We start from the raw sequence: 26983 nt of genomic DNA, 5'->3' as shown, positions 1-26983 counted from the left end.
GGCCGGATATAAGAATGCAACCGCTTCGGTTCGTCCATCACAGCAAAGCGACTCTTGCCAAACCGGGAGGCGTCCATATAAGAAGGCCACCCCGCGCGGCGCTTTCTGGGCGTCCTGCCCAGAAAGTGCGTGAGGTGGGGTCGGGCTTTTCGACAGGACTCCTGTCCTGGCGAAAAGGGATCGACATCCATGTCGATCCCCCTGCGGGCCTGTCGACCCCACCTCACCGTCGCACAGGGGCCCCGGGTAGAGCGGCGCGCGTCCTGCGCGCACTGTTTGTAGAAGCTGGATCAAGAGCAACGGCAGAACATCGCGGCTGAAGTCGCTCCCACAAGAGCAGCGACGATTTCCCGTGAGCACCCGCCCCTCAGCCCTCTCCCCAAGAGGGAGAGGGAGCAGAGCGTGCTTTCCGACATCCTTGCCGCGCCCTCTGGAGTTCAAGGAGCACAGCGAGCGGTTTCAGGGAGTGCGACGCGCCAGCAACGCCTTCGCTCGCGCCACCACGTTGTCGACCGTGAACCCGTACTCGCGCAGCAGTACTTCGGCCGGAGCGGAAGCGCCGAAGCGGTCGACACTGAGCATGTCGCCATGTCCGCCGACGTAGCGACACCAACCCTGGGATACGCCCAGTTCCACCGCCAGTCGCGCTGGCACATCGGGCGGAAGGACCTGATCGCGATAGTCCTGCGGCTGCGCATCGAACAATTCCCAGCTCGGCATCGACACGCAGCGCACGGCGATGCCTTCGCCCTCCAGGCGTTCCGCTGCGGCGAGGATCAGGCCGACTTCGGAACCGCTGGCGATCAGGATCAACGCGGGTTTGCCACCCTTCGCGTCGCTCAGTACGTACGCGCCTTTGCGCAGACCCTCGGCGCTGGGATAGCGACTGCGATCGAGTGTGGCGACGTCCTGCCGGGTCAGTGCCAGCAGCACTGGGTGATCCCTGGACTCGAGCGCGACTTTCCATGCCACCGCGGTTTCGTTCGCGTCGGCCGGGCGGATCAAGGTGAGATTGGGGATCGCGCGCAGGATGGCCAGCTGCTCCACGGGCTGATGGGTGGGGCCGTCCTCGCCCAGCGCGATGCTGTCGTGGGTGAATACATGCAAGACGTGCAGGCCCATCAAGGCGGATAGCCGGATGGCGGGACGCATGTAGTCCGAGAAGATCAGGAAGGTCGAGCCGTACGGTATGAAGCCGCCATGCGCGGCGAGCCCGTTCGCGATCGCGCCCATCGCGTGCTCGCGTATGCCGAAATGCAGGTTACGACCGGCATAGCTCCAGCCGCCAGCGTCGGAGCCCTCGGTGTCCTGGTCTGGCTGCAGCGGCGGATTGAAATCGCCAAGGCCTTTCAGGTTGGTGTGCGTGGATGGATCCAGATCGGCCGAACCGCCGCCAAGCGCCGACAGTTTCGGCGCGATCGCGTTCATCACCTTGCTGCCGGCGACGCGGGTGGCGATGCCCGTGGCATCGGCGGGAAACACGGGAATATCTGCATCCCAGCCGGGCGGCAGTTCGCCGCGCAGGCGTCCCTGCAGCTCTTTCGCCAGTTCCGGGAACGCCTTCGTATAGGCGTCCAGACGTCCATTCCATTCGGCTTCGGCTTTCGCGCCGCGATCCAGTGCTTCGCGAAAATGCGCGAGTGCCGGCTCAGGTACGAGAAACGGCGGCTCGACCGGCCAACCGAGCTTTTCCTTTGTCCTCTTCGCAACTTCAGCGCCGAGCGGTGAGCCGTGCGCCTTGAAGCTGTCCTGCTTGGACGAGCCGTAGCCGAGGTGGGTGCGCACCAGGATCAGCGACGGTCGCGTGGTATCGGCGCGTGCGGCATCCAGTGCGGCGTTGATTGCCGGAAGGTCGTTGCCATCGGCAACGGTGATGGTCTGCCACCCATAGGACTCAAAGCGCTTGGCGCGATCTTCGGAGAACGTGATGTCGGTGCTGGCCGCGAGCGTGACGTAATTGTCGTCGTACATGACGATCAGCTTGCCGAGCTTCAGATGCCCGGCCAGCGACGCTGCTTCAGACGCCACGCCTTCCATCAGGTCGCCGTCACTGACGATCACCCAGGTGTGATGGTCGACCACGTTGTGACCATCGCGGTTGTACCGCGCGGCGAGATGCGCTTCGCCGATCGCCATGCCGACCGCATTCGCCAGGCCTTGTCCGAGTGGTCCGGTGGTCACCTCAACGCCGGGTGTGTGACCGCGTTCGGGATGTCCGGGAGCCTTGCTGCCCCATTGGCGGAACTGCTTGATGTCATCCATGGAGAGCGCGTAGCCGGTGACGTACAGCAGGCTGTACAGCAGCGCCGAGCCATGCCCTGCCGACAGCACGAAGCGATCACGATCGGCCCACAACGGGTTGGTAGGATGGTGCTTGAGCTGACGCGTCCACAGCGCATATGCCATCGGCGCGGCGCCGAGTGGCAGGCCAGGGTGGCCGCTGTTGGCCTTCTCCACCATGTCCACCGACAGGAAGCGAAGCGTATCGATGCACTGCTGGTCTAGCGATGGTGTGGTCATGGTGATGTCCTTCGGTGAGATGCAGCGGATTTCAATGATCGCGCGAGGATGACGCCGTGCCGGTCAAGCTTCCGTCAAGTTTTCCTTCAAGCACCGGCAGGCAGCTCAGACTTTATGCAGCATGTCCCAACAGCGTGCCGACACCGGCGGTAATCGCCATCGCCAGCGCACCCCAGAACGCGACGCGCAGCGCGCCGACGGCCACGCTAGCACCGCCCACGCGCGCCGCCATGCCGCCGAGCAACGCAAGAAATACCAGCGAGGTAACGAAGACAAGCGCGATATCCAGCGCCGCCGGAGCCAGCGCAGCAACCACTAGCGGCAAGGCGGCACCCATGGCGAAACTCGATGCCGATGCCATGGCGGCCTGCAACGGTCGCGCGCGGAGCGCCTCAGTAATGCCCAACTCGTCGCGGGCATGAGCCTCCAGCGCGTTGTGGGCCATCAGTTGCACGGCGACCTGTTTGGCCAAGGCCGGATCCAGCCCGCGACCAACGTAGATCGCCGCGAGTTCCTTGTGTTCGCCCTCGTTGTCGGTATGCAGTTCATGGCGCTCCTTTTGCAGTTCGGCGTCCTCGCTGTCGGCCTGCGAGTGCACCGACACGTATTCTCCTGCCGCCATCGACATCGCGCCGGCTACCAGCCCGGCAGCGCCGGCTACCAGGATGCCGGCGTGACTCGCGTGCGCCGCAGCCACGCCGAGCACCAGGCTGGCGGTCGATACGATGCCGTCGTTTGCGCCCAGTACGGCCGCGCGCAGCCACGCGATGCGGCCGGTGCGATGGCGCTCAGGATGGCGTGAACGCATGCCGGATTTCCTTCAGTGAATCACCGGGGAAGCGCCGCATGACGTGCGTATCAGCATGTGTATGACAGCCGATCATGTGCCGCCTATCGCGGCGTCGACGATCTTCTGTGCTTCGGCCAGCAGGCTCTGCAGATGATCCTTGCTCTTGAAGCTTTCCGCATAAATTTTGTAGATGGCTTCGGTGCCGGACGGCCGCGCGGCGAACCATCCGCTGGCGGTGATCGCCTTGATACCGCCGATAGCCGCTTGATTACCCGGTGCCTTGTCGAGTACCTGCTCGATTTTTTCGCCCGCCAGCTGATCGCTGTGCACCTGATCGGGCGACAGCTTGGCCAGTTTCGCCTGCTGCGCCGGAGTGGCGGCAGCTTCCACACGATCAGCAAAGGGCTCGCCAAGTTCCTTGGCTAACTCTGTATACATCTCACCCGGATCCTTGCCCCGGCGCGCGGTGATCTCGGCGGACAGCAGCGCCGGCACCAGGCCATCCTTGTCGGTTGTCCACACGGAGCCGTCGCGGCGCAACAGCGATGCGCCCGCGCTCTCTTCGCAGCCAAATCCGAGCGAACCGTCGAACAGGCCTTCGGAAAACCATTTGAATCCGACCGGCACTTCATATAGCCGACGACCCAGCCGCTTGACCACACGGTCGATCAACGCGGTGCTGACCACCGTCTTGCCGACCGCTGCCTTGGGGTTCCACTGCGGTCGATGCTGGAACAGGTAATCGACCAGCACCGACAGATAGTGATTCGGCTGCATCAGGCCACTGCTGCGGGTGACGATGCCGTGGCGGTCGTGGTCGGTGTCGCAGGCGAACGCGACATCGTAGGTGTCCTTCAGGCCGATCAGCCGCTGCATTGCGTATTTCGATGACGGGTCCATGCGGATCTTGCCGTCCCAATCCACCGTCATGAACGCGAACTGCGGGTCGACCTCGTCGCTGACCACAGTAAGGTCGAGCTTGTAGCGATCGGCGATCGGTGCCCAGTAGTGCACGCCGGCGCCGCCGAGCGGATCGACGCCCATGTGGATGCCGGCGCTGCGGATCACATCGAAGTCGATGATGTTCGCGAGATCGGCGACGTAGTTGTTGAGGTAATCGTGCTCGCGCGTGGTGGCTGCCTTGCGCGCCTGCGCGAACGGCATGCGCTTGACGCCCTTCAGGCCGGCTTCGAGCAAAGCATTGGCGCGGTTTTGCACCCAGCCCGTAACGTCGGTATCGGCCGGGCCGCCATTCGGCGGGTTGTACTTGAAGCCGCCGTTGTCGGGCGGGTTGTGCGATGGCGTGATCACGATGCCATCGGCCAAGCCCTTCGACGAGCCGCCACTCGTGCGGCCTTTGTTGTAAACCAGGATCGCGTGCGACACCGCCGGGGTCGGCGTGAATTCACCAGCGGTCGAGATCATTGTTTCGACCCCGTTCGCGGCGAGCACTTCCAGCGCGTTCTCGAACGCCGGCTGCGACAGCGCGTGGGTATCGGCGCCGATGAACAGCGGACCGTCGATGCCCTTGCTCTGGCGGTATTCGCAGATCGCCTGGCTGATCGCCAGGATGTGCCATTCGTTGAAGCTGCGATCGAAAGAGCTGCCGCGATGGCCTGAGGTACCGAACGCGACGCGTTGCGCTGGCACCGAGGGATCGGGCTTCAGGTCGACGTAGGCGGCGAGCAGCTTGGGAACGTCGACGAGGATCGACTTCGGAGCCGGCTTGCCGGCCAGTGGGCTGATCTTCTGGCTCATGCGGCCGCTCCGGGCTTTTGGGAGTCGCGCAGCTTGCGATAGCGGCGGATCAAGGTGTTGGTCGAACTGTCGTGCGCGAGTTCTGGTTCGTCCTTCGCAGTCAGTTCGGCGATAGTGGTCTTCGCCAGTTGCTTGCCCAGTTCCACGCCCCACTGATCGAACGAGTCGATATCCCAGATCACGCCCTGCACGAACACGCTGTGCTCGTACAACGCGATCAGCGTGCCCAGCGAATGCGGCGTCAGCTTCGGCGCAAGGATAGTCGTGCTGGGCCGGTTGCCCTCGAAGGTGCGATGCGGGACCAGCACTTCGGGCGTGCCTTCGGCGCGCACTTCGGCGGCGGTCTTGCCGAATGCCAGCGCTTCGCCTTGAGCGATCAGGTTCGCGATCAACAGATCGTGCTGGTCGCCGCCGTTCTGCGCGGGCAAGGGATTCAGCGTCTGGCCGAAGCCGATGAAATCGCATGGCACGATGCGCGTGCCCTGGTGGATCAGCTGGTAGAACGAATGCTGTCCATTGGTACCCGGTTCGCCCCAGTAGATCGGCCCGGTGGCGTAGTCGACATGGATGCCGTCCAGCGTGACGTGCTTGCCGTTGCTCTCCATGGTCAACTGCTGCAGGTAGGCGGGGAAGCGCTTCAGGTATTGCTCGTACGGCAACACCGCCACGGTGGCGGCATCCAGGAAGTTGTTGTTCCAGACTGCGAGCAGACCCATCAGCACAGGCAGGTTGCTTTCCAGCGGTGTGCGGCGAAAGTGCTCGTCCATGACGTGGAAGCCGGCCAGCATCTCGCGGAAGTGATCAGCGCCGATCGCCAGCATCGTCGACAGGCCGATCGACGAATCCATCGAATAGCGACCGCCGACCCAGTCCCAGAAGCCAAACATGTTGGCCGTGTCGATGCCGAACTTGCTGACGCCCTCGGCGTTGGTGGAGACGGCGACGAAGTGTTTCGCGATGGCCCCGTTCTTCTCCGCATCGTCACCCAGCGCCTTGATGCACCAGGCACGAGCGGCGTGCGCGTTGGTCAAGGTCTCCAGCGTGGTGAAGGTCTTGGAGCAGATGATGAAAAGCGTCTCCGCGGCATCCAGGTCACGCGTGGCCTCGGCGAAATCGGTGCCGTCCACGTTCGACACGAAGCGGAACGTCATGTCGCGCTGGCTGTAATCGCGCAATGCCTCGTACGCCATCACCGGGCCCAGGTCGGATCCGCCGATGCCAATGCTGATCACGTTGCGGATGCGCTTGCCGGTGTGACCTAGCCACGCACCGCTGCGCACCCGTTCGGAAAACGCGGCCATGCGGTCGAGCACTTCATGCACGTCCGGCATCACGTCGTGGCCATCGACCAGAATTTTCTCGCTGGATGGCGCACGCAGTGCCACATGCAACACCGCGCGATCTTCTGTGCGGTTGATCTTGTCGCCGCGGAACATCGCCTCGATCCGCTGCGGCAGCTCGCACGCTTGCGCCAGTTCGCGCAGCAGGCGCAGCGTGTCGGCGTCGACGCGCTGCTTGGAGTAATCCAGATACAGGCCCACCGCCTCAACGGTCAATTGTTCGCCACGCTGGGAGTCCGCGGCGAATAGTTCACGCAAATGCTTCTGGCCGATCTGGGCAAAGTGTTGCTGCAGTGCCTTCCACTGGCTGAGTGTGGTGAGGCGGGCTGTGGTGGGATGGGGACGGCTCATTGCAGGGAAGGTCCTTTGGATTTATCGGCCAGCACCATGGTTTTATCCTTGATCCGCTGCAACAGCTGCTGCCACGATTTGACGAACGCCTGCGCGCCGTCCTTCTGCAGCTTGCTGGCCAGCGCATCGACGTCTACGCCGGCCTTGCCGATCTGTGTCAGCGTCGCTTCGGCATCGCCGCCATCGGCGGCCATCACGCCATGCAGCTGACCATGGTCGGCGAACGCACGCAGGGTTTTCTCCGGCATCGTGTCGACGGTATCGGGCGCGGCCAGCGCGCTGACGTACAGCGTGTCGGGTGCGGACGGATCCTTGGTGCCGGTGCTTGCCAAGAGCAGCCGTTGCGGTTGCGCACCGGCGGAGGCGAGCTTCTGCCAGCGCGCTGAGGCGAGCAGTTCGCGATAGGCGCGATAGGTCTGCTGGCCCACCGCAATGCCGAGGCGGTTGTGCAGTTCGGTGGGCAACTGCTCGTTGCTGGCCACGTCCCAGCGGCTGATGAACACCGAGGCGACCGAGCCCACCCGCAGGTCGAGTCCGGCTTCGAGGCGTCGTTCGATGCCGCGCAGATACGCTTCGGCGGCGGCCACATAATGATCGTGCGAGAACAGCAGCGTCACGTTGATCGGGATGCCGGAAAAGATCGCTTCCTCGATCGCGGGTATGCCTTCGGGCGTGCCCGGAATTTTCACGAACAGGTTGTCGCGCTGGGCCTGGGCGTGGATCTGCTTTGCCGCCGCAATCGAACCCGCGGTGTCGGCGGCCAGCAGTGGCGAAACCTCCATTGAAACCCAGCCGTCGACACCGTCGGTGGACTTGAATATCGGCTGGAACAAATCGGCGGCGCGGCGCAGGTCCTCCAGCGCCAGCTCGAGAAAGAGCTCCTCGCCCGCAAGGCCGGCCAGCGTCTTGGCGTGGATGCCGGCATCGTAGGCATCGCCATCGCCGATCGCGGCATCGAAGATGCTCGGATTCGAGGTCAGCCCGGTGACCGAATCTTCGGCGATGTAGCGCGCCAGTGTGCCGTCGTCGAGCAGGGTGCGGGTGATGTTGTCCAGCCACAGGCTCTGGCCGAGATCATGCAGTTGCCGGGTCGCTTTCATGCTTGCTCCATCTCTCTCTGTTCAATACGGGTGGGGGTCAGTACGCCGGCGCGCTGATGCCGGGTGCGTTGGGCTGGAAGTCGGCAAGCTTACGCTCGCGCAGATCGCCGATGCACGCGATGCTGATGTCTGGTTCGGGGTTGCTGGGTGAATCGACGGCCGCCGCCGCGTAATGACCCTGGCGCACGAACACCGTGGTCAGCCGCTCGCCAAGGCGCTGCTTCATGTCCATGAGGATCTTCGGCTTGTCGTCGACCATCACGTAGTGCGCGGCCGGATAACGCTCTTGCATCTCTGCAAGCATGGCCTGTTTGTGCGTGTAGATCAGCACGTTACCGTCCAGCACATCCCACAGACCAGCGTGCTGAATTTTTCGCGGCTGGAACACCACGTCGCCGTCGGACAGGATCACCGGCAGGCCCAGCGTGTGCAGATGCGCGATCGCCTCCAGCCCATGCGGGTACAGGCGTTCGGCAAACGGATATTCCAGCAGCCAGGCGGACATCTGCAGCAGCGCCGGGTCGTTGTCCAGGCCGACGCGGAAGCGCTGAAGTGCGCCCAGATAATCGGCATAGCCCAACTCGTCGCGCAGCTGTGCGTAGATCGCCCAGTAGCGGTCGCGTTCGGTTGTACCGAAAGATTGATCCAGTCGGACGCCGAGATCGGCGGCAAAGCGGTCGTTGTCGAGCAGGGTATTGTCGACATCGAGCAAAAAGACCAGTGGCACAGACTCGGGCGGCATCGCATTCAACATGGTTCTTTCACTTCAGCTTGGGGATCGTGCCAACCCTCGGCGCCGCTGACGACCTGCGCGGCCTCCGCCGGCCCCCAACTGCCGGGTTCATAGATGCTCACCGGGCCCTCGTGGTTCAACACCTGGTCAACCACTGCCCACGCGGCCTCGACACATTCGTCACTGGTGAACAATGCGTTGTCACCGCGCATTGCGTCGCCAAGCAGCCGCTCGTACGGTGGTTTTTCTGACTGCGGACGATGCCGGGCCACCAGCTCCACCGGTTCACCCTGCATCGCTTCGCCGGGCAGCTTGACCCGCATACCTTCGGCAATGATCACCTCGGGACTGAGACGGAAACGGAAGTAGTTGGCATTTTTAAGCGTGATCTCGTCGAAAACCGACAAGGGCGGCACCTTCATGTCCACCATCACCTCAGTCGTGGTGATCGGCAGATTTTTGCCGGCACGGATGTAGAACGGCACGCCAGCCCAGCGCCAGGTGTCGATGTGCAGGCGCAGCGCCACGAAGGTCTCCACGTTGGAATCGGGTGCCACGCCCTCGATCTTGCGATAGTCCTTGAACTGGCCGCGCACCACTTCCTTTGGGTCGAGCGGGCGCATGGCGCGGAACAGTCGCAGCTTTTCCGCATTCAGCGCAGCCGGGTCGTTACCTATCGGCGCGTCCATCGCCAACAGTGAGGTCACCTGCAGCAGATGGTTCTGCAGTACGTCGCGGATCGCACCGACGCCTTCGTAAAATGCACCGCGATCTTCCACGCCGAAATTCTCGGCCATGGTGATCTGGACGCTTTCCACATAGCGGTTGTTCCATACCGGTTCGAGTACGGTATTGGCAAAGCGGAAGTACAGCAGGTTCTGCACCGGCTCCTTGCCCAGGTAATGATCGATACGAAAGATCGCCGCCTCGGGAAACACTTCGTGCAGCGTCTGGTTGAGCTGTTGCGCCGAGGCCAGGTCACGGCCGAACGGCTTTTCCACCACGATGCGCGCGTTGTCGGCGCAACCGGACTGCTTCAGGTTCTTCACCACCACGCCGAACAGGCTTGGCGGAATGGCGAGGTAGTGCAGCGGCGCCTTGGCGTCGCCCAGTGTCTGCTTCAGCAGCTGGAACGTGGCCAGATCGTTGTAGTCGCCATCGACATACTGCAGCCGTGCGGAGAGTTTCGCGAACGCGGCCTCGTCGATGCTGCCGCCCTTGTTCTTCGCCGCCTGGGCCAGGCTGTCGTGAGCACGCTGACGCAGCCGTTCCACCGTCCAGCCGGAATGTGCAACGCAAACGATTGGCAGATCCAGCCCGTCGCGCAGCATCATCGCCTGCAGCGCGGGAAAGATCTGCTTGTAGGCCAGGTCGCCAGTGGCGCCGAAAAAGACCAGGGCATCCGAGCGGGGTATCGACATGGCGGTTGTTGTCTCCGGGTGGCTTTCGCAGCGCCGTCAGTCAGGCGCTGCGAGGGTCAGGGGGTCCAGGCATCCGACAGCTGCATCGGCGTGCCCAACGTTAAGTCGATCTCTGAGCATGCTCGCGTTAAGGTTAAGTCGATGCATAAGTTTGCATGCAGATGGCCCAACCCGATAGCCGCCGGTACTCAAGTCAGCTCGCGCGTGGATGATTGAGTTCGACGCTGTGTTCGCGTCCATCGTCGACCAGCGAAATGTGACCGTCCGGTTGCACCACCCCGTCCAGCCACACGCTACCAAGGGTGCCGGCTGCGCTTTGCCGCAGTTCGATTCGGTACCAGGTATCGCGATGGCGGTAGCTCAGCGAGAAGCCTTCCCAATCGGCCGGTAGCACAGGGGCGAAACGCAGTCTTCCCGCATCCAGCCGCAGGCCGAGCAGGGATTCGACGATCAGCCGGTACATCCAGCCGGCCGAGCCGGTGTACCAGCTCCAGCCACCGCGGCCGACATGCGGTTCGACCCCGTAGACATCGGCGCTCACTACATAGGGCTCGACCTTGTAGACATCCATCTGCGCCGCATCGATGCCATGGTTGACCGGATTGATCATGCGCAGCAGTTCCCATGCACGCGTGCTATCGCCCAGTTCGGCGAACGCCATCGTGGCCCAGATCGCCGCATGGGTATATTGGCCGCCGTTCTCGCGCACGCCGGGTACATATCCCTTGATATAGCCCGGATCTAGCGAGGAGCGGTCGAACGGTGGCTCGAGCAGCTGCACCAGGCCGGCGTCGCGACGTACCAGATAGCGATCGAGCGAATCCATCGCCTGTTGTCGACGCTCGGGCGGGGCCATCCCCGACAATACCGACCAGCTCTGCGCGATCGAGTCGATGCGACATTCGTCGTTGGAGGAGGAGCCCAGCGGTGTGCCATCGTCGAAGTACGCGCGGCGGTACCACTGGCCATCCCAGCCGTGCTGCTCCAGTGCGATACGCAACGTGGCGACCTCTTCATCGCAGCGTTGGGCGAACGCGTCGTCGTGGTGCAGCCGGGCCACTTCGGCGAAGCGAGTCAGCACTTCGCACGAGAAGAAGCCGAGCCAGATGCTCTCGCCGCGGCCGGCTTCGCCAACCCGGTTCATGCCGTCGTTCCAGTCGCCGCTACCGATCAGCGGCAGGCCATGGACACCGCGTGGCAGGCTGTGTTCGATCGCCCGCACGCAATGCCGATACAGCGTTTCACGCAGGCCGGAGTGCTGCGGCAAGTCGTAGTAGGACTCCTCACCTGGATGCAGTGGCCTGCCTTCGATATAGGCCACCGATTCGTCCAGCACCCCGGTGTCGGCCGTGGCCAGCACGTAGCGACTGGCGGCCAGCGGGAGCCACAGGTAGTCGTCGGAACATTGCGTGCGCACACCGCGATCCAGTGGCGGATGCCACCAGTGCTGCACGTCGCCTTCGGGGAACTGATGCGCCGCGCACAGCAGCAACTGGCGTCGGGCCAGCTCGGGCGCCGCGTGCAGCATCGCCATCGAGTCCTGCAGCTGATCGCGGAAGCCGAATGCGCCGCCGGATTGGTAATAGCCGCTGCGTGCCCACATCCGGCACGCGATGGTCTGGTACAGCAGCCAGCCATTGGCCATCACGTCGAGTGCCGGATCCGGTGTCTTGACCTGCACCGCACCCAGCGTGCGACCCCAATGGGCGCGAACTTTTTCCAGCGCGTCCGCTGCAGCACCGCTGGTGCGGAAACGCTGTACGAGCGCACTGGCGTCTGCCGCATCGCGACCCAGTCCGAGCCGGAAGATTACCTCTCGCTGCTCCCCATCGACCAGCGCCACCTTCAGCTGCAGTGCGGCGCAGGGGTCGAGCCCGGCGCCGAGTCGACCAGACAACTGCGAGCGGCTCAACGCTGCCGGTGCGCGTGCATTGCCGTTGCGGCCGAGGAACTCGCTGCGGTCGCCACTGATCCCGCGGCTCGGGTCATCCACATCGAGGAACGCCACCCGGCCTGGAAACTCGGTGTTGTAGGGATTGCGGGCATACAACGCACCGGTGGTCGGATCCGATTCGGTCAGGACGTGCATCGCCGTCTTCTCGCGCAGGTCGCCCAGTAGCCATTCGACATAGCCGGTGACACTGAGCCGACGTGGCAGGCCCGAATCGTTGCGCATTTTCAGCACCGAGAATTTCACCGACGCATCCAGCGCCACGTACACCCACAGTTCGGTATGAATGCCGTCCTCGTCATGTTCGAACACGCTGTAGCCGAAGCCGTGTCGGGTCACATAATCGCCGCTGCCACGGCTGGGCAACGCGGTCGGCGACCATACCTGGCCGGATTCCTCGTCGCGCAGGTACAGCGCTTCGCCGCTGCCGTCGCTGACCGGATCGTTATGCCATGGCGTCAGGCGGAATTCGTGCGCGTTCTCGCCCCAGGTATAGGCCGCGCCGCTTTCGGAGATCACCGTGCCGTAGTTGGGATTGGCCAGCACGTTGGCCCACGGTGCCGGGGTGGTCTGGCCAGGTGTCAGGGTGATCACATACTCGCGGCCATCCGTGCTGAAGCCACCGTGCGGGTTGCTCAATTGCAGCGTGGTCGGGCGTGGCTCGGTGACAGGTGCGACCAGGGCTGGCGTTGGGGCGGGGGCGGGCGGGGCAAGGCGCCGCGGCTTGCTCGGTTCGAAGCGGGGCGCGAGGGTTTCCACCCGACGCCGGCTGACCTGCTCGGCCAGGCTGCCGCGGTTATCGATCAGGATGATTCGTGCGCTGGCCTGCACCACCATCCGATCTTCGCTGGAGAGCTGCTGCGCGGGACGCACATAGATGCCACCGGGGCGATCGAGCAGGCTCGCTTCGCTGCCGGAGGCGATCAGACCCATGATCTGATCCTGCAGTTCCTGCCGGTAGCCGGCGCGATCCTCGTTCCAGATCACCAGGTCCACTGCCAGTCCTTTCAGGCGCCAGTAGGCGTGCGCCTGTACCAGCTGGCGCACCAGCTCGACCCGCGCGCGGTCGGCGATCTGCAGCAGCACGATCGGAAGATCGCCGGAGATAGCCTGCCCCCACAGGCCGGACTGACCACGACGATTGCTCAGCAGGACGTTGGACTCGGCCCGCAGATTCGCGTTCGGATAGATGATCGAGGTGGCCATGTGCTCGTATAGCTGCGCATCGGCCAGCGTGGCGTTGAGCTGACGCAACAACACCTGGCTATGCGTCCAGGCCAGATCGAACACGCGGTCGGCCAGATGGCGATCGCGATATTTGCCGATCAGCTGCAGGCACGCGTCGCGACTGTCGCCCATGCCGGTGACAAGGTCCACGGTGGTCGACTGCTCGGGCTCCAGCGTGATGCGACAGCGGATCGCCACGATCGGGTCGAGCACGGAGCCATCGCTGTTGGATAGTCGCGTCTGCTCGCGGTCCAGCATCAGTGGCTGCGCCACGCTGCGACCGCGGCCGATGAAGCGGGCGCGATCGGTCTCGTAGGAAATCTCGTCGATGTCGGCGTTGTGCACGGCCAGCAGATGGCACATCCACGGCACCGCTTCGTCGTGTGCCCGCGGCCGCCGGGTGCACACGATCGCCTGTAGTTCGGGGACCAGTTCGGTCTGCACGAACAGTTTGCTGAAAGCAGGATGCAGCGCGTCGGCTATCGGCGTTGAGAGCACGACTTCGGCATAACTGGTCAGCTCGATGGTGCGGCGCGTACGACTACGGTTGGTGATGCGGGTGCGGCGTAGCTCGATATCGTCTTCCGGCGACACCACGATCTCGGTGTGCGCATCGATGTCGCGTTCGCGCACGCGGAACTCAGCGCGCGCATCGGAGAAGATCGCCTCGAACAGCTCGGTCTTCTTCAGCGTGGGCTGGTAGGCAGTAGCCCAATACTCGCCGCTCTCCACGTCGCGCAGATAGCAGAACATGCCCCAGTTATCGCGCGTGATGTCCTCGTGCCAGCGCGTCACGGCCAGCTCGCGGCAACGGCTGTAGCCGCCGCCGGCGCTGCTGACCATGACGTGATAGCGACCGTTCGACAGCAGCTGCACAGCAGGACGCGGGCGATCCGGATCGGTGAACACGCGCAGCCTGGCTTCGGCCGCGCGCGGCTGGCCGTCCATTTCGGGGAAGCCGGTGGCATGCAGATATTCCGCCGCCGTCTTCGGGACGCGCTCCTGCAGCAGCAGGCTGGTGGCCTGGAATTGCGGATCGGTTTCGAAGCGCCGCTGCATTGGGCGATCCAGCAGTGCGTAATCCAGCGCCAGCAGGCTCATGCCCTGGTGATGCGCCATGAACGAACGGACCATGGCCGAGGCCTGCCCCAGGGGCAACCGTGCCGGCGTGTAATCGATCGCCTCGTACATGCCGAAGCGGCCTTCCGCACCGAGTTCGGCGAGCCGCTGCAGATTCCGTGTCGCCGCCGCTGGCGCCACCATCAAGGCCATCGCGGAAGCATAGGGCGCGATGACGATATCGTCGCCGAGTCCGAGCTTGAGGCCCAGGCCTGGCACGCCGAACGCGCGATATTGATAAGTGAAGTGCGCGTCGAGCGTGTTGTAGCCGGACTCTGAAATTCCCCACGGCAAGCTGAGCTGATTGCCGTATTCGATCTGACGCGCCACGGCGGCACGGCAGGTCTGGTCGAGCAACGTGCCTTCGTAGCTGGGCATCACCAGCATCGGCATCAGGTATTCGAACATCGAACCGGTCCACGACAGCAAGACAGGTTCGCCACCGCTGGTGGTCAGCAGCCGGCCCAGCGAGAACCAGTTGTCTTGCGGCAGCTGTCCCTGCGCGATCGCCACGAAACTGGCCAGCCGCGCCTCAGACGCGAGCAGGTCGTAATAGCTCGCGTCGAGCCGGCGCTCGTCGACGTTGTAACCAATCGCCAGCAGGTCGCGTGCGCTGTCATACAGGAATCGATAATCCATCAGCGCCAGTTCGCCGGCCTGCTGCGCGAGCTGTTCGAGCACCGCGATGCGCTCTCGTGCGTGTTCGCGCAAGGCATCGGCACCCGCTTCGGACGGCCAGCACAGTGGTTCGATCCGTGCGAGCTGGCGCAGCGTGGGGATGCCACGGTAGACGGTGTCGTCTTCCGGCGGTGGATCCAGGTTGAACGCGGCCGCCTCGTCGAACAGGTCGCTGCACTGGCTCAGCAACGCGTCCAGCCAGAATTCCGCATCGCTGCCAGGCTCGACGGCGATGGTCTGGGCAAGCGCGTAAGCGTGATCCAGCTGCCGTTGCAACAACGCAACGGCCGCGCCCATGATGGCTGGAGGATTGCTCAGAGCGCCTTCCAGTTCCTTTCGCAGCGGATTGAGCACGCTGGCGGCGCTGCTGTCGAGTGCGTCATGCAGTACGCCGAGGGTGTCCAGCAGTCCTTGCAGCAGTTGCGGTCGGAACACCGGCTCGTCGATCAGGCCAAGCAGGCCCGGCCGCAGTGTCAGCAGGTGGCCGGCGAGGTTGCCGCTGTCCACTGCCGAAACGTACAGCGGTGCCAGCGGTTGCAGGTTCAACGTGTCATACCAGTTGTAGAAATGCCCGCGATGGCGCGGCAGTACATGCATGGTCGCCAGCGTCTGGCGGGTACGTTCGAGCAGACGGCCAGCGCTCAGATAGCCGAAGTCGTAGGCCGCCAGATTGGCCAGCAGGGCCATGCCGATATTCGTCGGCGAGGTACGGTGGGCGACTACCGGCGTCGGCTGCTCTTGCAGGTTGTCCGGCGGTAACCAGTGATCAGTGGGGCCGACATGGACGTCAAAGAACGCCCAGGTCTTGCGCGCCAGCGTACGCAGGAAGCGCAATTGCGTGGCCGTCGGTGTAAACGCGGAGGGCACGCGCGGTTTGCTGATCCACCACGCGATTGATGGGGAAAACAACCACAGCAGCAGCAACGGCGCGGCCAGCGTCAACACCATCGGACGCAGCGTTGCCAGCGCCACAGTCAGCAGCACGGCGAGCACGGGGCCGATCCACATCAGGCGCCATAGCGTGCCCGGCGTGTTGCTGCTGTGCCGCTCGACGTCGCTGGAGGTTTGCCATTGCAGCAGCAGTCGCCGGCTGACCGCCATGCGCCACAGCGTGCGCACGATCGCATCGAGGCTGTACAACACCTCGTGCGGCAACCATGCCAGCGCCAGCGCCATTCGCGCCAGGTGCTGACCGGTAGTGCGCATCGCGGCGCGAAGATGTTGGTCCAGTTGTACCTCACGTGGCTTTTGCACCAGCTCCAGCAGCGCCGAAAGCACGGGTGGAATCAGTACCATCGCCAGCACCGCCAGCGTCCAGGAAAGCACCGGCCAAAGCAGCAGCCAGCCCGTCACCAGCAGCAGCAATAGCGATGTTGGCACCAGGCTGCGGCGCAGGTTGTCGAGGATCTTCCAGCGCGACAGCGCGGTTAGCGCATTCTTGCGCCAGCCGTCGTGCGCGGTCGGCGCCCACGGCAACAGCCACGGCAGCAGTTGCCAGTCACCGCGAATCCAGCGATGCCGCCGCCGCACGTCCGCGCTGTAGCGGGCCGGATATTCCTCGTACAGCTGCACATCGCTGAGCAGGCCCGAGCGGGCATGGCAGCCCTCAACCAGATCGTGACTGAGGATGCTGTTTTCCGGGAAGCGACCATCCAGGGTGCGCTCGAACGCATCGATGTTGTAGATGCCCTTGCCGATGAACGAGCCCTCATGGAACACGTCCTGATAGACGTCCGACACCATCCGCGTATACGGATCAATGCCGGCGTCGCTACCATACAGCTGCGCGTAGCGTGAGCGCGCCGTGCTGGGCAGGCTGATGCCAACGCGCGGTTGCAGGATCGCGTAACCCGCGACCACGCGTCGCTGGTCCGGGTCGTAGACCGCGCGGTTGAGCGGATGATCGATGGTGCCGACAAACTCATGCGCGGAGTCACGCGGCAGCTGGGTGTCGGTGTCCAGCGTGATGACGTATTGCACGGGTGGCAGCGTCGCGAAGTCGCCGACCATCAGCATGAAGCGGTCGTGCGCATTACCATGCATTGGCGCATCTTGATTTTCTTGCTTGCCACGCAGCAGCGCATTCAGATCAGCCAGCTTGCCGCGCTTGCGCTCGTGGCCCATCCAGCATTGTTCGGTGGCATTCCAGCGCCGTGGTCGGTGCAGCAGGAAAAAGCAGTCGGTATCGACGCGGGAATATTGTTCGTTGAGTGCCTCGATGCGTAGCCGCGCCAGCCGCAGCAGCGCCGCATCGCCGGGCAACGTCTCAGTGGCTGCATCGGCGAAATCGGTGAGCAGGGCAAAGTGCAGGTTGTCGTCGCGGTTGCCGAGAAAGCGCACTTCCAGCGATTCCACCAGATCATCGATGTCCTGCGCGCTGGAAAACAGGCAGGGAATCGCCACCAGTGTCCGGGCGCTGGCCGGGATGCCTTCCGAATAGTCCATCCGTGGCAGGCGCTGGGGCGCGACGGTCAGTGTCGCCAGCCAATTGATCAGGCTCAAGGCGAGCTGGCTTGCAAGAATCACGGATGGAATCCCGATGGCCAGCACGGCCCACCCGGGCAGTCGATCAGTGACGGCCGTCATCACCAACGGTCGGGCAAACGCAACCGTGAGCAGTGACAGCAGGCCCAGATAGATCGGCAGTGGCGCCTTGTCGAACCAGCGCCGCAATGTTTCAGCGACGGTCGGCCGCACGCCCAGGTATTGCTCCAGTGCGCCTCTGCCCTGATCGATCAGATAAAAGCCGACGTGCCGTTGCAGGGAGGATGCGGCCGCGGACACCGCGCTGGCCTGACTCAGCGCGATCGCAGCATCGGCCACCTGCTGCTCAGTCAACCGATGCTTGCGCGCCGTCGCTTCCACCACATGGCGGTAGCGGTCACGTGTCGCGAAATCCATCTCCGCGTAGACCTCGGCGGGGTCTTCGCGCAAGCGGTGCTCCACCATGCTGGTGTGCTCGACGAAGTCGCGCCAGTCGATCGCCGAAAGTGCGCGCAGGCTGCCGATGCTGTTGCCGATGGAAACCTGGTTCGCGGCTTGCTGTTGTGCTTCCAGCTGCACCAGATGTTCGATGCTCTGACCGGACTCGGACAAGCGTTGCTCGATCCAGCTCAGCGGCAACGCGAGCGCCGGGCTCTGCCCTTGAAGTCGGCGCGCCATTTCGGCGACGAATGGGCCGGTCATTGGCGGCTTCGAGCGCGCCATGTCGGCGACCACCAGCACGACACTCTTCGGGTCGCGCTCGGCAGTGGCGATCATGCGGTCTGCCCAGCGCATCGCCTTGCCGCGAAAGCGCCAGTCGGCCATCACCCGCGCGGCGACCCGGCGCAGGTTTTCGATCAGCGCCAGTCGCAGCATGATCGGGATCGCCCACAGCTCGCCCAGCTTGAGCGGTGTCACGGTCTGATAGGCGCTGACAAACCGGCGCAGACTGCTGGTGTCGACGCGGCCATCGCCGTGCGAAATGATTTCCAGCGCGATGTCGTAGACGCGCGGCAATTCAGCCGAGGGCCCGTGTTCCAGCCGGGGCAGCGCGCGGCTGTAGCCCTTGGGCAGGTGCCGTCGCGCGATGCGGATCTGCTCTTCGATCAGGTAGAAATTGTCCAGCAGCCATTCGCCGGCGGGCGTGATGCGTCGACGATGCCGGGTCGCTGCGGTCAACCGCTCGCAGGTATGGATCAGCACCGCCTCGTTGTCGTCCAGCCGGGCCAACAACAGGTTCGCGATCGAGCGCGGACTCAGCCGATGTTGACCGGCCAGGATCCGGCCGTGTCGCTCCATCTGGTCGGCGCTGAACAGCTCCGAGCGCAGTGCCGGCTCCTGCTCCGGCTTCGTGCGTGCCGCGGTGCGGCGGCGACGAAATGCGCGCAGGCGCCTCAGCTTGAGCCGGTCGAATATGTTGCCGATGTCCAAATCCAACTTCCTTAGGTGTTCAGTTTGATCCGACCGCAACATGTCCTTACGTGCAATCGCCCGGATGACGTCGAGGGCGGGCACGTCGGCCGGACATGCATGGATCCTGCTCGACCTTACGTGATGCCGTGTGAAGGCGATGCACGTTACGATGTAGGCGATTGCCAACCCGTCCTGGAGTCCTCTGGTGCCACTGCTGCTTATTCGTGAGGCCACGCCCGCTGATATCCCGGCGCTGCTTGCCTGGAACACCGCGATGGCATGGGAAACCGAGCACAAGCGGCTCGATCCGGTCGTGCTGGAGCGCGGCATCGCCGGCGTATTCGAGCAACCACGACGGGGCTTCTACCTGATTGCCGAACGCGGGGGCGTAGCCGTCGGCAGCCTGTTGGTCACCTATGAGTGGAGCGATTGGCGCTGCGGCGATTTCTGGTGGATTCAGAGTGTCTATGTGACGCCCGAAGCGCGTCGCGGCGGGGTGTTTCGCGCGTTGTATGCGCAAGTCGAGCAGCAAGCCAAGGCCGCCGGCGCGGTTGGCTTGCGACTGTATGTGGAAACCGAGAACCGGCGTGCGCAGGCAACTTATGCCGATCTCGGCATGCAGGAGTGCCATTACCAGATGTACGAAAGCGTGATGCCCACGGTCGTCGATGACGCTGACTGAGACGTTTCAGTCTGCAGTGACCATCAGTTGCTCAAGAGCCTTGTCGATATTGGCCCGCCACAGAGGAAACCCTGCAGTGGCGAGCAGCCGGCCTGACGCAGGAAATTGTCTTGCTCAGCGGTGTCAAGGTCGTTGAAGTGTCGTCGCTTCTTTCCGACGCACCCGGAAGCAGAGGTGCGTGCGGGCAAGCGTCGCTTGCCACGCCGAGGCAGTTGAGTTTTAGTGCCGGATAAAAGTCGCCAGCTACGGGCGTTGTGGAAGCCCTGATGGCGCAACGCCTGAATGGGCGTCGGTCGCAGCATCCGGTGGCTCGTCATGGCGATGGCGCGGACGGTATTGCCGTGCCGAGCGCGACAGGCCCAACGTGCGATCCGCACGTCTGGCGCTCAAGCCATGCCGGTTTTGTATTGCCAGACTCAGCGTAAGCCGCTGGGCCTGGCTCAATCTTTTCGCGAGAGCACATCCTTCAGCGCATCGTGCTCGAGAGCCAGGTCGGCATACCTGCGCTTCAGCCGCGCCAATTCGTTCTCGATATCCTTCAGGTGCCGCAGTTGCGATACATCCATGCCTGCGTACTTGGGCCTCCAGACGTAGTACGTCGGCTCGCTGATTCCATGCCTGCGACAGGTCTCACCGACCTTTGCCCCGGCCTCGACCTCTTTGAGGATTCGGACTATGTGTTCTTCGCTGAACTTCGACTTCTTCATACAGACCTGCTTTAAGGAAACTCTACTTGTAATTGGCTCGAATTAACGATGGCACTTCAAGAAATAATCAATCCCGGACTATTTGCTCTTCGCTGAACTTTGACTTGTTTATGCATGGCTCCTTTAGTGGAAACTCTAATTGTGATCGGCTCGAGTCAACGAGATCGCTTCGGGACATAATCGATGCCCGACTATTTTTTGCTGAACTTTGACTTCTTCATTAAGAAATCCTTTGGTGGAAAACTCTAATTGTAATCGGCTCGAATTATCGAGGTCGCTTCAGTAAATCGTCGATACGTGACTATCTGTTCTTCGCTGAAATCAGTATTTTTTACACAGAGATCCTTCATGGGAGACTCTAATTCTGATTGGCTCGAATTAACGATGGCACTGAAATGGCGTAATCAATAATCGTGCATTTTGAGAAAATTCTCATTTTGGAACCGTGCTTCTTTCGAGATTATGCACGTCCCGCGCAGCGTCGGTTTGCGTGAGGCGGCGGTGACGACATTGGGAAATGAATGGATCGGCGTTAGCCCTCATAAAGTCGAGGCAAACGCTAATTGCATTCCGCTATTGATCCTGGTGGTCTCGTTGATGCATGACTCAACACACCTACTTAATTTCAGTCAAGGATTACGACAATGAAAAAGACCATCCTCTCGGCAGCCCTGGTCGCAGTCATGGGCGTGGCGGCATTCGCCCCGCAGGCTGCCAAGGCCTCTGACGGCACTATCACCTTCAACGGCAAGATCACCGCCCAGACCTGCACGATCTCCGGCAATGGTGGTGCTGCAAGTTTCACGGTCGCACTGCCGACCGTCTCGACCTCGGCACTGACGGCGGCCGCCGCCACCGCCGGCGCTACGCCGTTCAACATTGCGCTGACCGCCTGCTCGCCGAACTCCGGCAACGTCTCGACCTATTTCGAAGCGGGCAGCACGGTCGATGCGACGACCGGCAATCTGTTCAATGCCACGGGCTCGGCAACCAACGTCGAAGTCAACTTGCTCAACAGCGACTCCAGCGTGATCAGCCTCGGCAAGCCGCAGGCCGCTCAGAACTCGAAGGTTGTGGCCATCGCCGCCGGCAGCGCAACGCTGAACTACATCGCTCAGTACATTGCAGTGACCGGCGCCTCGACCGCCGGCACGGTGGCCAGCACGGTCACCTACTCGATGTCCTACCAGTAAGCGGTAGCTGCACTGAGTTGCCATGCCGCCTCCCGCAACGGGTGGCGGCATGGTTCAGATTAAAAGTATCGCGCGGCCCCGAAGGATAAAGATCCGATGTGCTATCGAATGAAATCACTGGCGTCGCTATTGGCGTTGGCGCTGTGGATGGGTGCTGGCTGTGCGCAGGCGAGCATCGTGATCACTGGTACGCGGGTGATCTATCCCGAAGCGGAACGGGAGGTCACGGTGAGGCTCGATAACGTGGGCAGTTCGCCCGAGCTGGTTCAAACATGGCTTGACGAGGGCAACCCGAAAACGCTGCCCAGTGAGTCGAAGGCGCCGTTCACGGTCGTGCCACCGCTATTCCGGCTTGACCCCAAAAAGGGCCAAAGCCTGCGCCTGATCTACACACATGATCCTCTGCCCCAGGACAAGGAATCGGTGTTCTGGCTCAACGTGCTCGAGGTGCCACCGCGCGACAAGTCGATGTCGGCGAATGACGATGTCAACAAATTGCAGTTGGCGTTTCGCACCCGCATCAAGGTGTTCTTTCGTCCCACCGGCTTGACCGGCTACGCGGACGATACGGCGGCCAAGGTCAGCTGGCGCTTTGTGAGCAAGAGCGACGGCGGCTACGTTCTCGAAGCATCCAACCCTACCCCCTACAACGTCACCTTCAGTCATCTTGCCGCAACGGCGGGAGGTACCCGCTGGACCAATGACAAAGGCGGCATGGTGGGACCCGGAGCCACACAAGATTTCGACATGGGCAACGTGCGAGCGATGCCCGCGTCAGTCGCCGTCGAATACACCTTCATTAACGATTTTGGTGTTGGCGTGAAGGGCGTGTTCGATCCCCAGCAAAAGAAATAGTGCAGCGATGTTGTGCTCGGGGCTGCGCTGTGGCGCGCCCTTGCGTGGACGTCTGTTGCGTTCAGACGGCTGTGTCCCTTTCTGCGGGCCACAAAGACCAAAAGAATAAGGCCTTTACTCATGTATTCACGGAAGTCACAGAGACCGCGTGGAAAGCGACTGCCGCTTAAACGTAGCTATCTGCTAATCAGCGCCGCGCTCGCGGCCTATCTGCCGGTTTCCTCGTTCGCTGCCGCCGCCGTCGACCCCGGTGGTGCGGACGCAAGCGCGATCGAGGGCGTGCAGTTCGACGACACGGTGCTGATGAAGTCTCCTGGTGAGCACATCAACGTTGCTCGCTTCGAGCATGCTAGCCCGGTGGCGCCGGGCACCTATGCCGTGGACCTGTACGTCAATGGCGACTGGGTGGCCCACGCCAATGTGCGTTTCGCCACGGCACCCGGCAGCGAAAGCGCAGGCGCGTGCTTCGACCGTTCGCTGGTGGGGCGCATCGGCCTGGATAACAACGCACTCTCCGATGCCGGAGAAGTCGAGATGGCAAGGGTGCATGCCGGCGGTTGTGCCGATCTTGCGCAATTGGTGCAGGGCGCCAGGCAGACCTTCGACATGTCCGAGTTTCGGCTGGACCTCAGCATTCCCCAGGTTGCACTGGTACGCAATCCGCGCGGCTACGTGAACCCTGAGTTGTGGGATCAGGGCGTGACCTCGGCCACGCTGGGTTATAACGCAAGCACGTACCAGACCACCAATAACGGCAGGACCAGCAACCAGGGTTACATCGCCCTGAATGCCGGGTTCAACATCGATGGCTGGCTGTTCCGCAGCAACGGCACCTACACCTGGCAGTCCGGCCAGGGGCATTCGTATCAGAGCATCGCCACCTACGTTCAGCGTGATCTGCCCTCGATCCGCAGTGTGATGACGATCGGTGACTCGTACACCGACGGCGCGGTGTTCAACAGCATCGGCATTCGCGGCGTGCAAGTGGCGACCGACGACCGCATGTTGCCCGATTCGCTGCGTGGTTACGCGCCGGTCATCCGCGGTGTGGCGAATACCAACGCGCACGTTACCGTGAGCCAGAACGGCAACACCCTCTACGAAACCAATGTGGCGCCGGGTGCATTCGCGATCAACGATCTGTATGCCACCGGTTACGGCGGGAGCCTGCAGGTCACGGTGACTGAAGCCGATGGCAGCAAGCACAGTTTTGTCGTGCCGTATACGTCAGTCGTGCAGTTGTTGCGGCCTGGCATCTGGCGCGTCAACCTGGCGGCTGGTCAGGTGCGCGATGCCATGGTCGACAGGCACAACGACGTCCTGCAGGCGACCGTGCAGCACGGTATCAACAACACGGTGACGGGCTACTTTGGTGTCGTTGCGGCGCAGAACTATGCGGCCGAGCTGCTGGGTGCGGCCTTCAACACGCCGATCGGCGCGATCTCGATGGATCTGACCCAGGCGAATGCGCAGATCCCCGGTGAGCGGTATGTCGACGGGCAGAGCTTTCGGGTCAGCTACAGCAAGGAGCTGGCGGACACGAACAGCAACATCGCGGTTGCTGCTTACCAATTTTCGTCCCGCGGCTTCTGGTCGCTTGGCGATGCATTGCTCGCGCGTCAGGAGAGTGGCTACAAGACCACCGCGGCCTTCCTGGCTTCGGGACAGGGCGCGTTTGTTCCGTCCATCCTCGATCGCCAACGCAACCAGCTGCAGGTCACGTTCAATCAAGGCCTCGGCGATACTGGGGGCAACCTCTATCTGGTGGGTTCGGCGGTCAACTACTGGAACCATGACGGCGTCACCGGACAGGTCCAGATTGGCTACAACAACACCTTGCACGTGGCCGGGGTCAATCTGAGTTACAGCTTGTCGGCTTCGCGGCAGCGCGATGCGGACTCAGGTCAGATGACGAACCAGGTTTTCGCCAGCCTCTCGCTGCCGTTGGGTCGGAGCGCGCATGCGCCGATGGTGTCATTCAGTGCCTCGCATTCCGACGGCTCCGGCACGATGGAACAAGCCAGCCTGACCGGCACGGCAGGCGTGGACAACCAGTTCACCTATGGCGTGAATGGCGCCAACAATCCCGGCTACTCTTCCGGTGGTGTCAACGGCCAGTACCGCAGCCCGTACACGACATTGAGCGCCAATGCGAGCACTGGCACCGGCTATACGCAGGAGTCGGCAGGACTGTCGGGCGCGATCGTTGCGCACCCGGGTGGCATCACGTTGGCCAACTCCACGGGCGATACGATCGGCATCGTCGAGGCAAAGGATGCCGCCGGTGCGCGCATCGAAAACTGGCCTGGCGTGCGCATCGATGGTCGCGGCTACGCGGTCATCCCGTACCTGACGCCGTATCGCATCAACAACATCGCGCTGGACCCCAAGGGCATTCCGCTCGATGTCGAAATGGATACGACCGGTCAGCAGGTGGCGCCGTACGCCGGCTCGGTGGTGATGATGAAGTTCGGTACGGTGAGTGGCCGCGCCGCGATCTTCTCGCTGCGTCGCATGGACGGCAAGGAACTGCCGTTCGGTGCCGATGTTCTGGACGAGAAAGGCAATACCGTCAGCGCCGTCGGACAGGGTGGCCGCGTCTATCTACGTGGTCTGCCCGAAGCGGGCACGTTCACGGTCAGCTGGGGCAGTGAACCCTCGGATCGCTGCACGTTTCAGTTCCGTCTACCGGCGAAAAACAAGTCAGGCCTTTACAGCACGCTCGACGCGACCTGCTACAGCCTGGCGGAGGCGTCGGTCTCGGCCAGTGCGCAGATGCGCGGCAAGCTGGTGAGTTCGACGGCTGCGAAAGTCACGCCGTCCGCAGACCCGGCGAATGATTTGCTGAAGAGCGGTGATGATCTTGGTCAGTTGAAGCAGACGGAACTGCCTTGAGGCTTTCGCCTCAAGCGGCGCGACCATCCATGAGCGAAATACGGAGAATCAAGATGTCGATCGAAATCAAACATGCTCTGCGCAAACCCTTGTCGCGAGCGGTGTTCTGCCTGTTGATCCTACTGCCGATGGGCGCAGTCATGGCCGCGTCGAAATCGGCGGTCCAGTCAAACCCGTTCATGCAGAACCGTGCACAAGCGGACCAGACGGGCGCCCACACCACACAAAGTGGTGTGGTCACCCAAGGCAGTTTGGTTGCCCCGGCGGTGCAAGGCGCGACGGCTATCGGTAACGCCAGCACTACTAGCAATTCCGGCAAGACCAGCACCAAGAATGCAACCACGACTCACGGGACGTCGCAGCAAAATGGCGGCGGCGGCCTCTGATGGCGGCCACGGAGAACATCGGAATGAAACAGGTATCCCGCCGCGGATTTAGAACGCTTTTTCAGCGCATGCTTGCGCTGGTCCCCCTCATGCTGTGCGCGATGCTGTTGATGCCGGGCAGGGCGCATGCCGTGTGTACTCCAGGCGGCGCCGGGCCTGCGGTTCTGACTTTCACTATGCCGCCAACGGCCACAATTCCTCGGGATGCGGTGCCGGGTACGGTGATTGCCTCGGCGACATTCACAAATCCTGCAACTGTCAGCGGTACAAATATCGGGGTGAATTGCACAACCGACACTACAGTCACTTACACCAATATGTATGGCGCGAATACGTCGACCAACAACACCATGCCCACCAACATACCAGGCATCGGCTATCAGGTGATCAATACCAGCACGGGCGCCTATTACACCGTGAAAACCAATGCTGCCCTGCCGGTTTCGTACTTCCAGGCAGGTGGGCCTGGCAATTGCCCGAGTGGTACGACTTCAACCAGCTGCTACCTCATCATCGGTGGCCCGGCTATCACAATGAAGCTCCAATTCGTGATTACCGGACCGCTCACCGGCGCTCACACCATTCCAGCGACTGATTTGTTTCAGCTCAACGTAGGCACCTATCCAGACTCCGATCTCAGGCTCGGCAACAGTATCCAGATCACCGGACAGACCTGCGCTGTCACTACGCCATCGATTACGGTGCCGTTGGGCGCGATCAAGTCCAGCGCGTTTACTGGCGTCGGCACGAAATCGATAGCCGTTCCGTTCCCGATCGGCATCAATTGCTCCGGTGTGGCGACGAACGTCGGGATAACGTTTACCGATAGCAACAACAACGGCAATACGACCAATATCCTGACCATCCAGTCCGCCACGGGCCCGGCCAACGCGACGGGAGTAGGCATCCAGATCGCAGCGAGTGGAAGTTTGCCGGGAGCCGGCACCGCCGTCAGCTATGGCCCCGACTCGTCGGTTGCCGGAAATCTCCATCAGATCATGCTCGGATCGTCCTCAGGGCTGCCGACGAGTCTGCCTTTTACGGCGCAATACGTCGCAACAGCCACAAACGTGACGCCCGGGCCGGCCAATGGTGTGGCCACATTCACCATGTCCTATCAATAGAGGCCATTGTGCGAAACCTATTCGCCGTCCTCCGGTAGGACATGACACAAAGAGCAAGAAATCAAGAGGCGAAGTCACAGGGACCGTGACCGTGGTAAGTAGCAAAGGTGTAAGAAACATAAACCTTTATTGAAGATTGAACTCGAAGTGTTGGCCACCATTCCCGTGGCCGCCGGTTGCTGCGACAAGTGCTGTGACAACGGCGATAGCGGCAAAGGCGGCGGCATCTAATCGCTGCTGGTAGTCAGTGAGCAAT

15 protein-coding genes are annotated in these 26983 nt (G+C 62.6%); 6 read left to right on the top strand and 9 right to left on the bottom strand.

Translation table 11 applies throughout. The annotated features are described in order from the left end of the window. Positions 1 to 459 precede the first annotated feature (459 nt). From tkt to HDE77_RS18875, 8 genes are all read right to left on the bottom strand, one after another. Positions 460 to 2520 (bottom strand): transketolase, encoded by a 2061-nt coding sequence (tkt, locus tag HDE77_RS18910; protein WP_184419473.1) that lies wholly within the window; start codon positions 2518 to 2520, stop codon positions 460 to 462. Positions 2521 to 2632: 112 nt separating this feature from the next. Next, positions 2633 to 3328: a VIT family protein gene (locus HDE77_RS18905; RefSeq protein ID WP_184419472.1), complete on the bottom strand. Its 696-nt coding sequence runs from the start codon at positions 3326 to 3328 to the stop codon at positions 2633 to 2635. Positions 3329 to 3400: 72 nt separating this feature from the next. Continuing rightward, complete coding sequence (gene pgm, locus HDE77_RS18900; RefSeq protein WP_184419471.1) at positions 3401 to 5068, bottom strand: phosphoglucomutase (alpha-D-glucose-1,6-bisphosphate-dependent); 1668 nt, start codon at positions 5066 to 5068, stop codon at positions 3401 to 3403. Further along, positions 5065 to 6759 carry a glucose-6-phosphate isomerase gene (pgi, locus tag HDE77_RS18895; protein WP_184419470.1) on the bottom strand — a complete coding sequence of 565 codons (1695 nt, stop codon included), beginning with the start codon at positions 6757 to 6759 and terminating at the stop codon, positions 5065 to 5067. Before pgi ends, pgm begins: the two co-directional genes overlap by 4 nt. Continuing rightward, positions 6756 to 7859, bottom strand: coding sequence for a transaldolase (tal, locus tag HDE77_RS18890; protein WP_184419469.1), 1104 nt, complete (start codon positions 7857 to 7859; stop codon positions 6756 to 6758). Before tal ends, pgi begins: the two co-directional genes overlap by 4 nt. Before the next feature lie 37 nt (positions 7860 to 7896). After that, complete coding sequence (locus HDE77_RS18885; RefSeq protein WP_184419468.1) at positions 7897 to 8613, bottom strand: HAD family hydrolase; 717 nt, start codon at positions 8611 to 8613, stop codon at positions 7897 to 7899. Continuing rightward, entirely contained in the window at positions 8607 to 10013 is a 1407-nt protein-coding gene (gene zwf / locus HDE77_RS18880) for a glucose-6-phosphate dehydrogenase (RefSeq protein WP_184419467.1), read from the bottom strand. Before zwf ends, HDE77_RS18885 begins: the two co-directional genes overlap by 7 nt. A gap of 193 nt (positions 10014 to 10206) precedes the next feature. Further along, positions 10207 to 18903, bottom strand: a complete 8697-nt coding sequence (locus tag HDE77_RS18875; RefSeq protein WP_221444369.1) for a glucoamylase family protein — start codon at positions 18901 to 18903, stop codon at positions 10207 to 10209. A 187-nt stretch (positions 18904 to 19090) separates the two neighbouring features. Here HDE77_RS18875 and HDE77_RS18870 point away from each other — a divergent pair, with 187 nt between their 5' ends. Then, positions 19091 to 19567 (top strand): GNAT family N-acetyltransferase, encoded by a 477-nt coding sequence (locus tag HDE77_RS18870; RefSeq protein ID WP_184419465.1) that lies wholly within the window; start codon positions 19091 to 19093, stop codon positions 19565 to 19567. A 440-nt stretch (positions 19568 to 20007) separates the two neighbouring features. Here the strand turns inward: HDE77_RS18870 and HDE77_RS18865 are convergent, their stop codons facing one another. Then, complete coding sequence (locus HDE77_RS18865; RefSeq protein WP_184419464.1) at positions 20008 to 20274, bottom strand: transposase; 267 nt, start codon at positions 20272 to 20274, stop codon at positions 20008 to 20010. Positions 20275 to 20918: 644 nt separating this feature from the next. Between HDE77_RS18865 and HDE77_RS18860 the strand changes: the two genes are divergently transcribed. From HDE77_RS18860 to HDE77_RS18840, 5 genes are all read left to right on the top strand, one after another. Further along, complete coding sequence (locus HDE77_RS18860; protein ID WP_184419463.1) at positions 20919 to 21467, top strand: fimbrial protein; 549 nt, start codon at positions 20919 to 20921, stop codon at positions 21465 to 21467. Positions 21468 to 21575: 108 nt separating this feature from the next. Next, complete coding sequence (locus HDE77_RS18855) at positions 21576 to 22322, top strand: fimbria/pilus periplasmic chaperone (RefSeq protein WP_184419462.1); 747 nt, start codon at positions 21576 to 21578, stop codon at positions 22320 to 22322. Between the two features lie 120 nt (positions 22323 to 22442). After that, the gene (locus HDE77_RS18850) at positions 22443 to 25217 is read left to right on the top strand and encodes a fimbria/pilus outer membrane usher protein (RefSeq protein ID WP_184419461.1); all 2775 of its coding nucleotides are present in this window, start codon (positions 22443 to 22445) and stop codon (positions 25215 to 25217) included. Positions 25218 to 25270: 53 nt separating this feature from the next. Beyond that, positions 25271 to 25603, top strand: coding sequence for a hypothetical protein (locus HDE77_RS18845; RefSeq protein WP_184419460.1), 333 nt, complete (start codon positions 25271 to 25273; stop codon positions 25601 to 25603). Between the two features lie 278 nt (positions 25604 to 25881). Beyond that, positions 25882 to 26727 carry a fimbrial protein gene (locus HDE77_RS18840; protein ID WP_184419459.1) on the top strand — a complete coding sequence of 282 codons (846 nt, stop codon included), beginning with the start codon at positions 25882 to 25884 and terminating at the stop codon, positions 26725 to 26727. Positions 26728 to 26983 lie beyond the last annotated feature (256 nt).

Origin of the sequence: Rhodanobacter sp. MP7CTX1 (assembly GCF_014205795.1) — a bacterium.
Classification (GTDB): domain Bacteria; phylum Pseudomonadota; class Gammaproteobacteria; order Xanthomonadales; family Rhodanobacteraceae; genus Rhodanobacter.
This window is presented reverse-complemented; position numbering and strand designations above follow the sequence as displayed.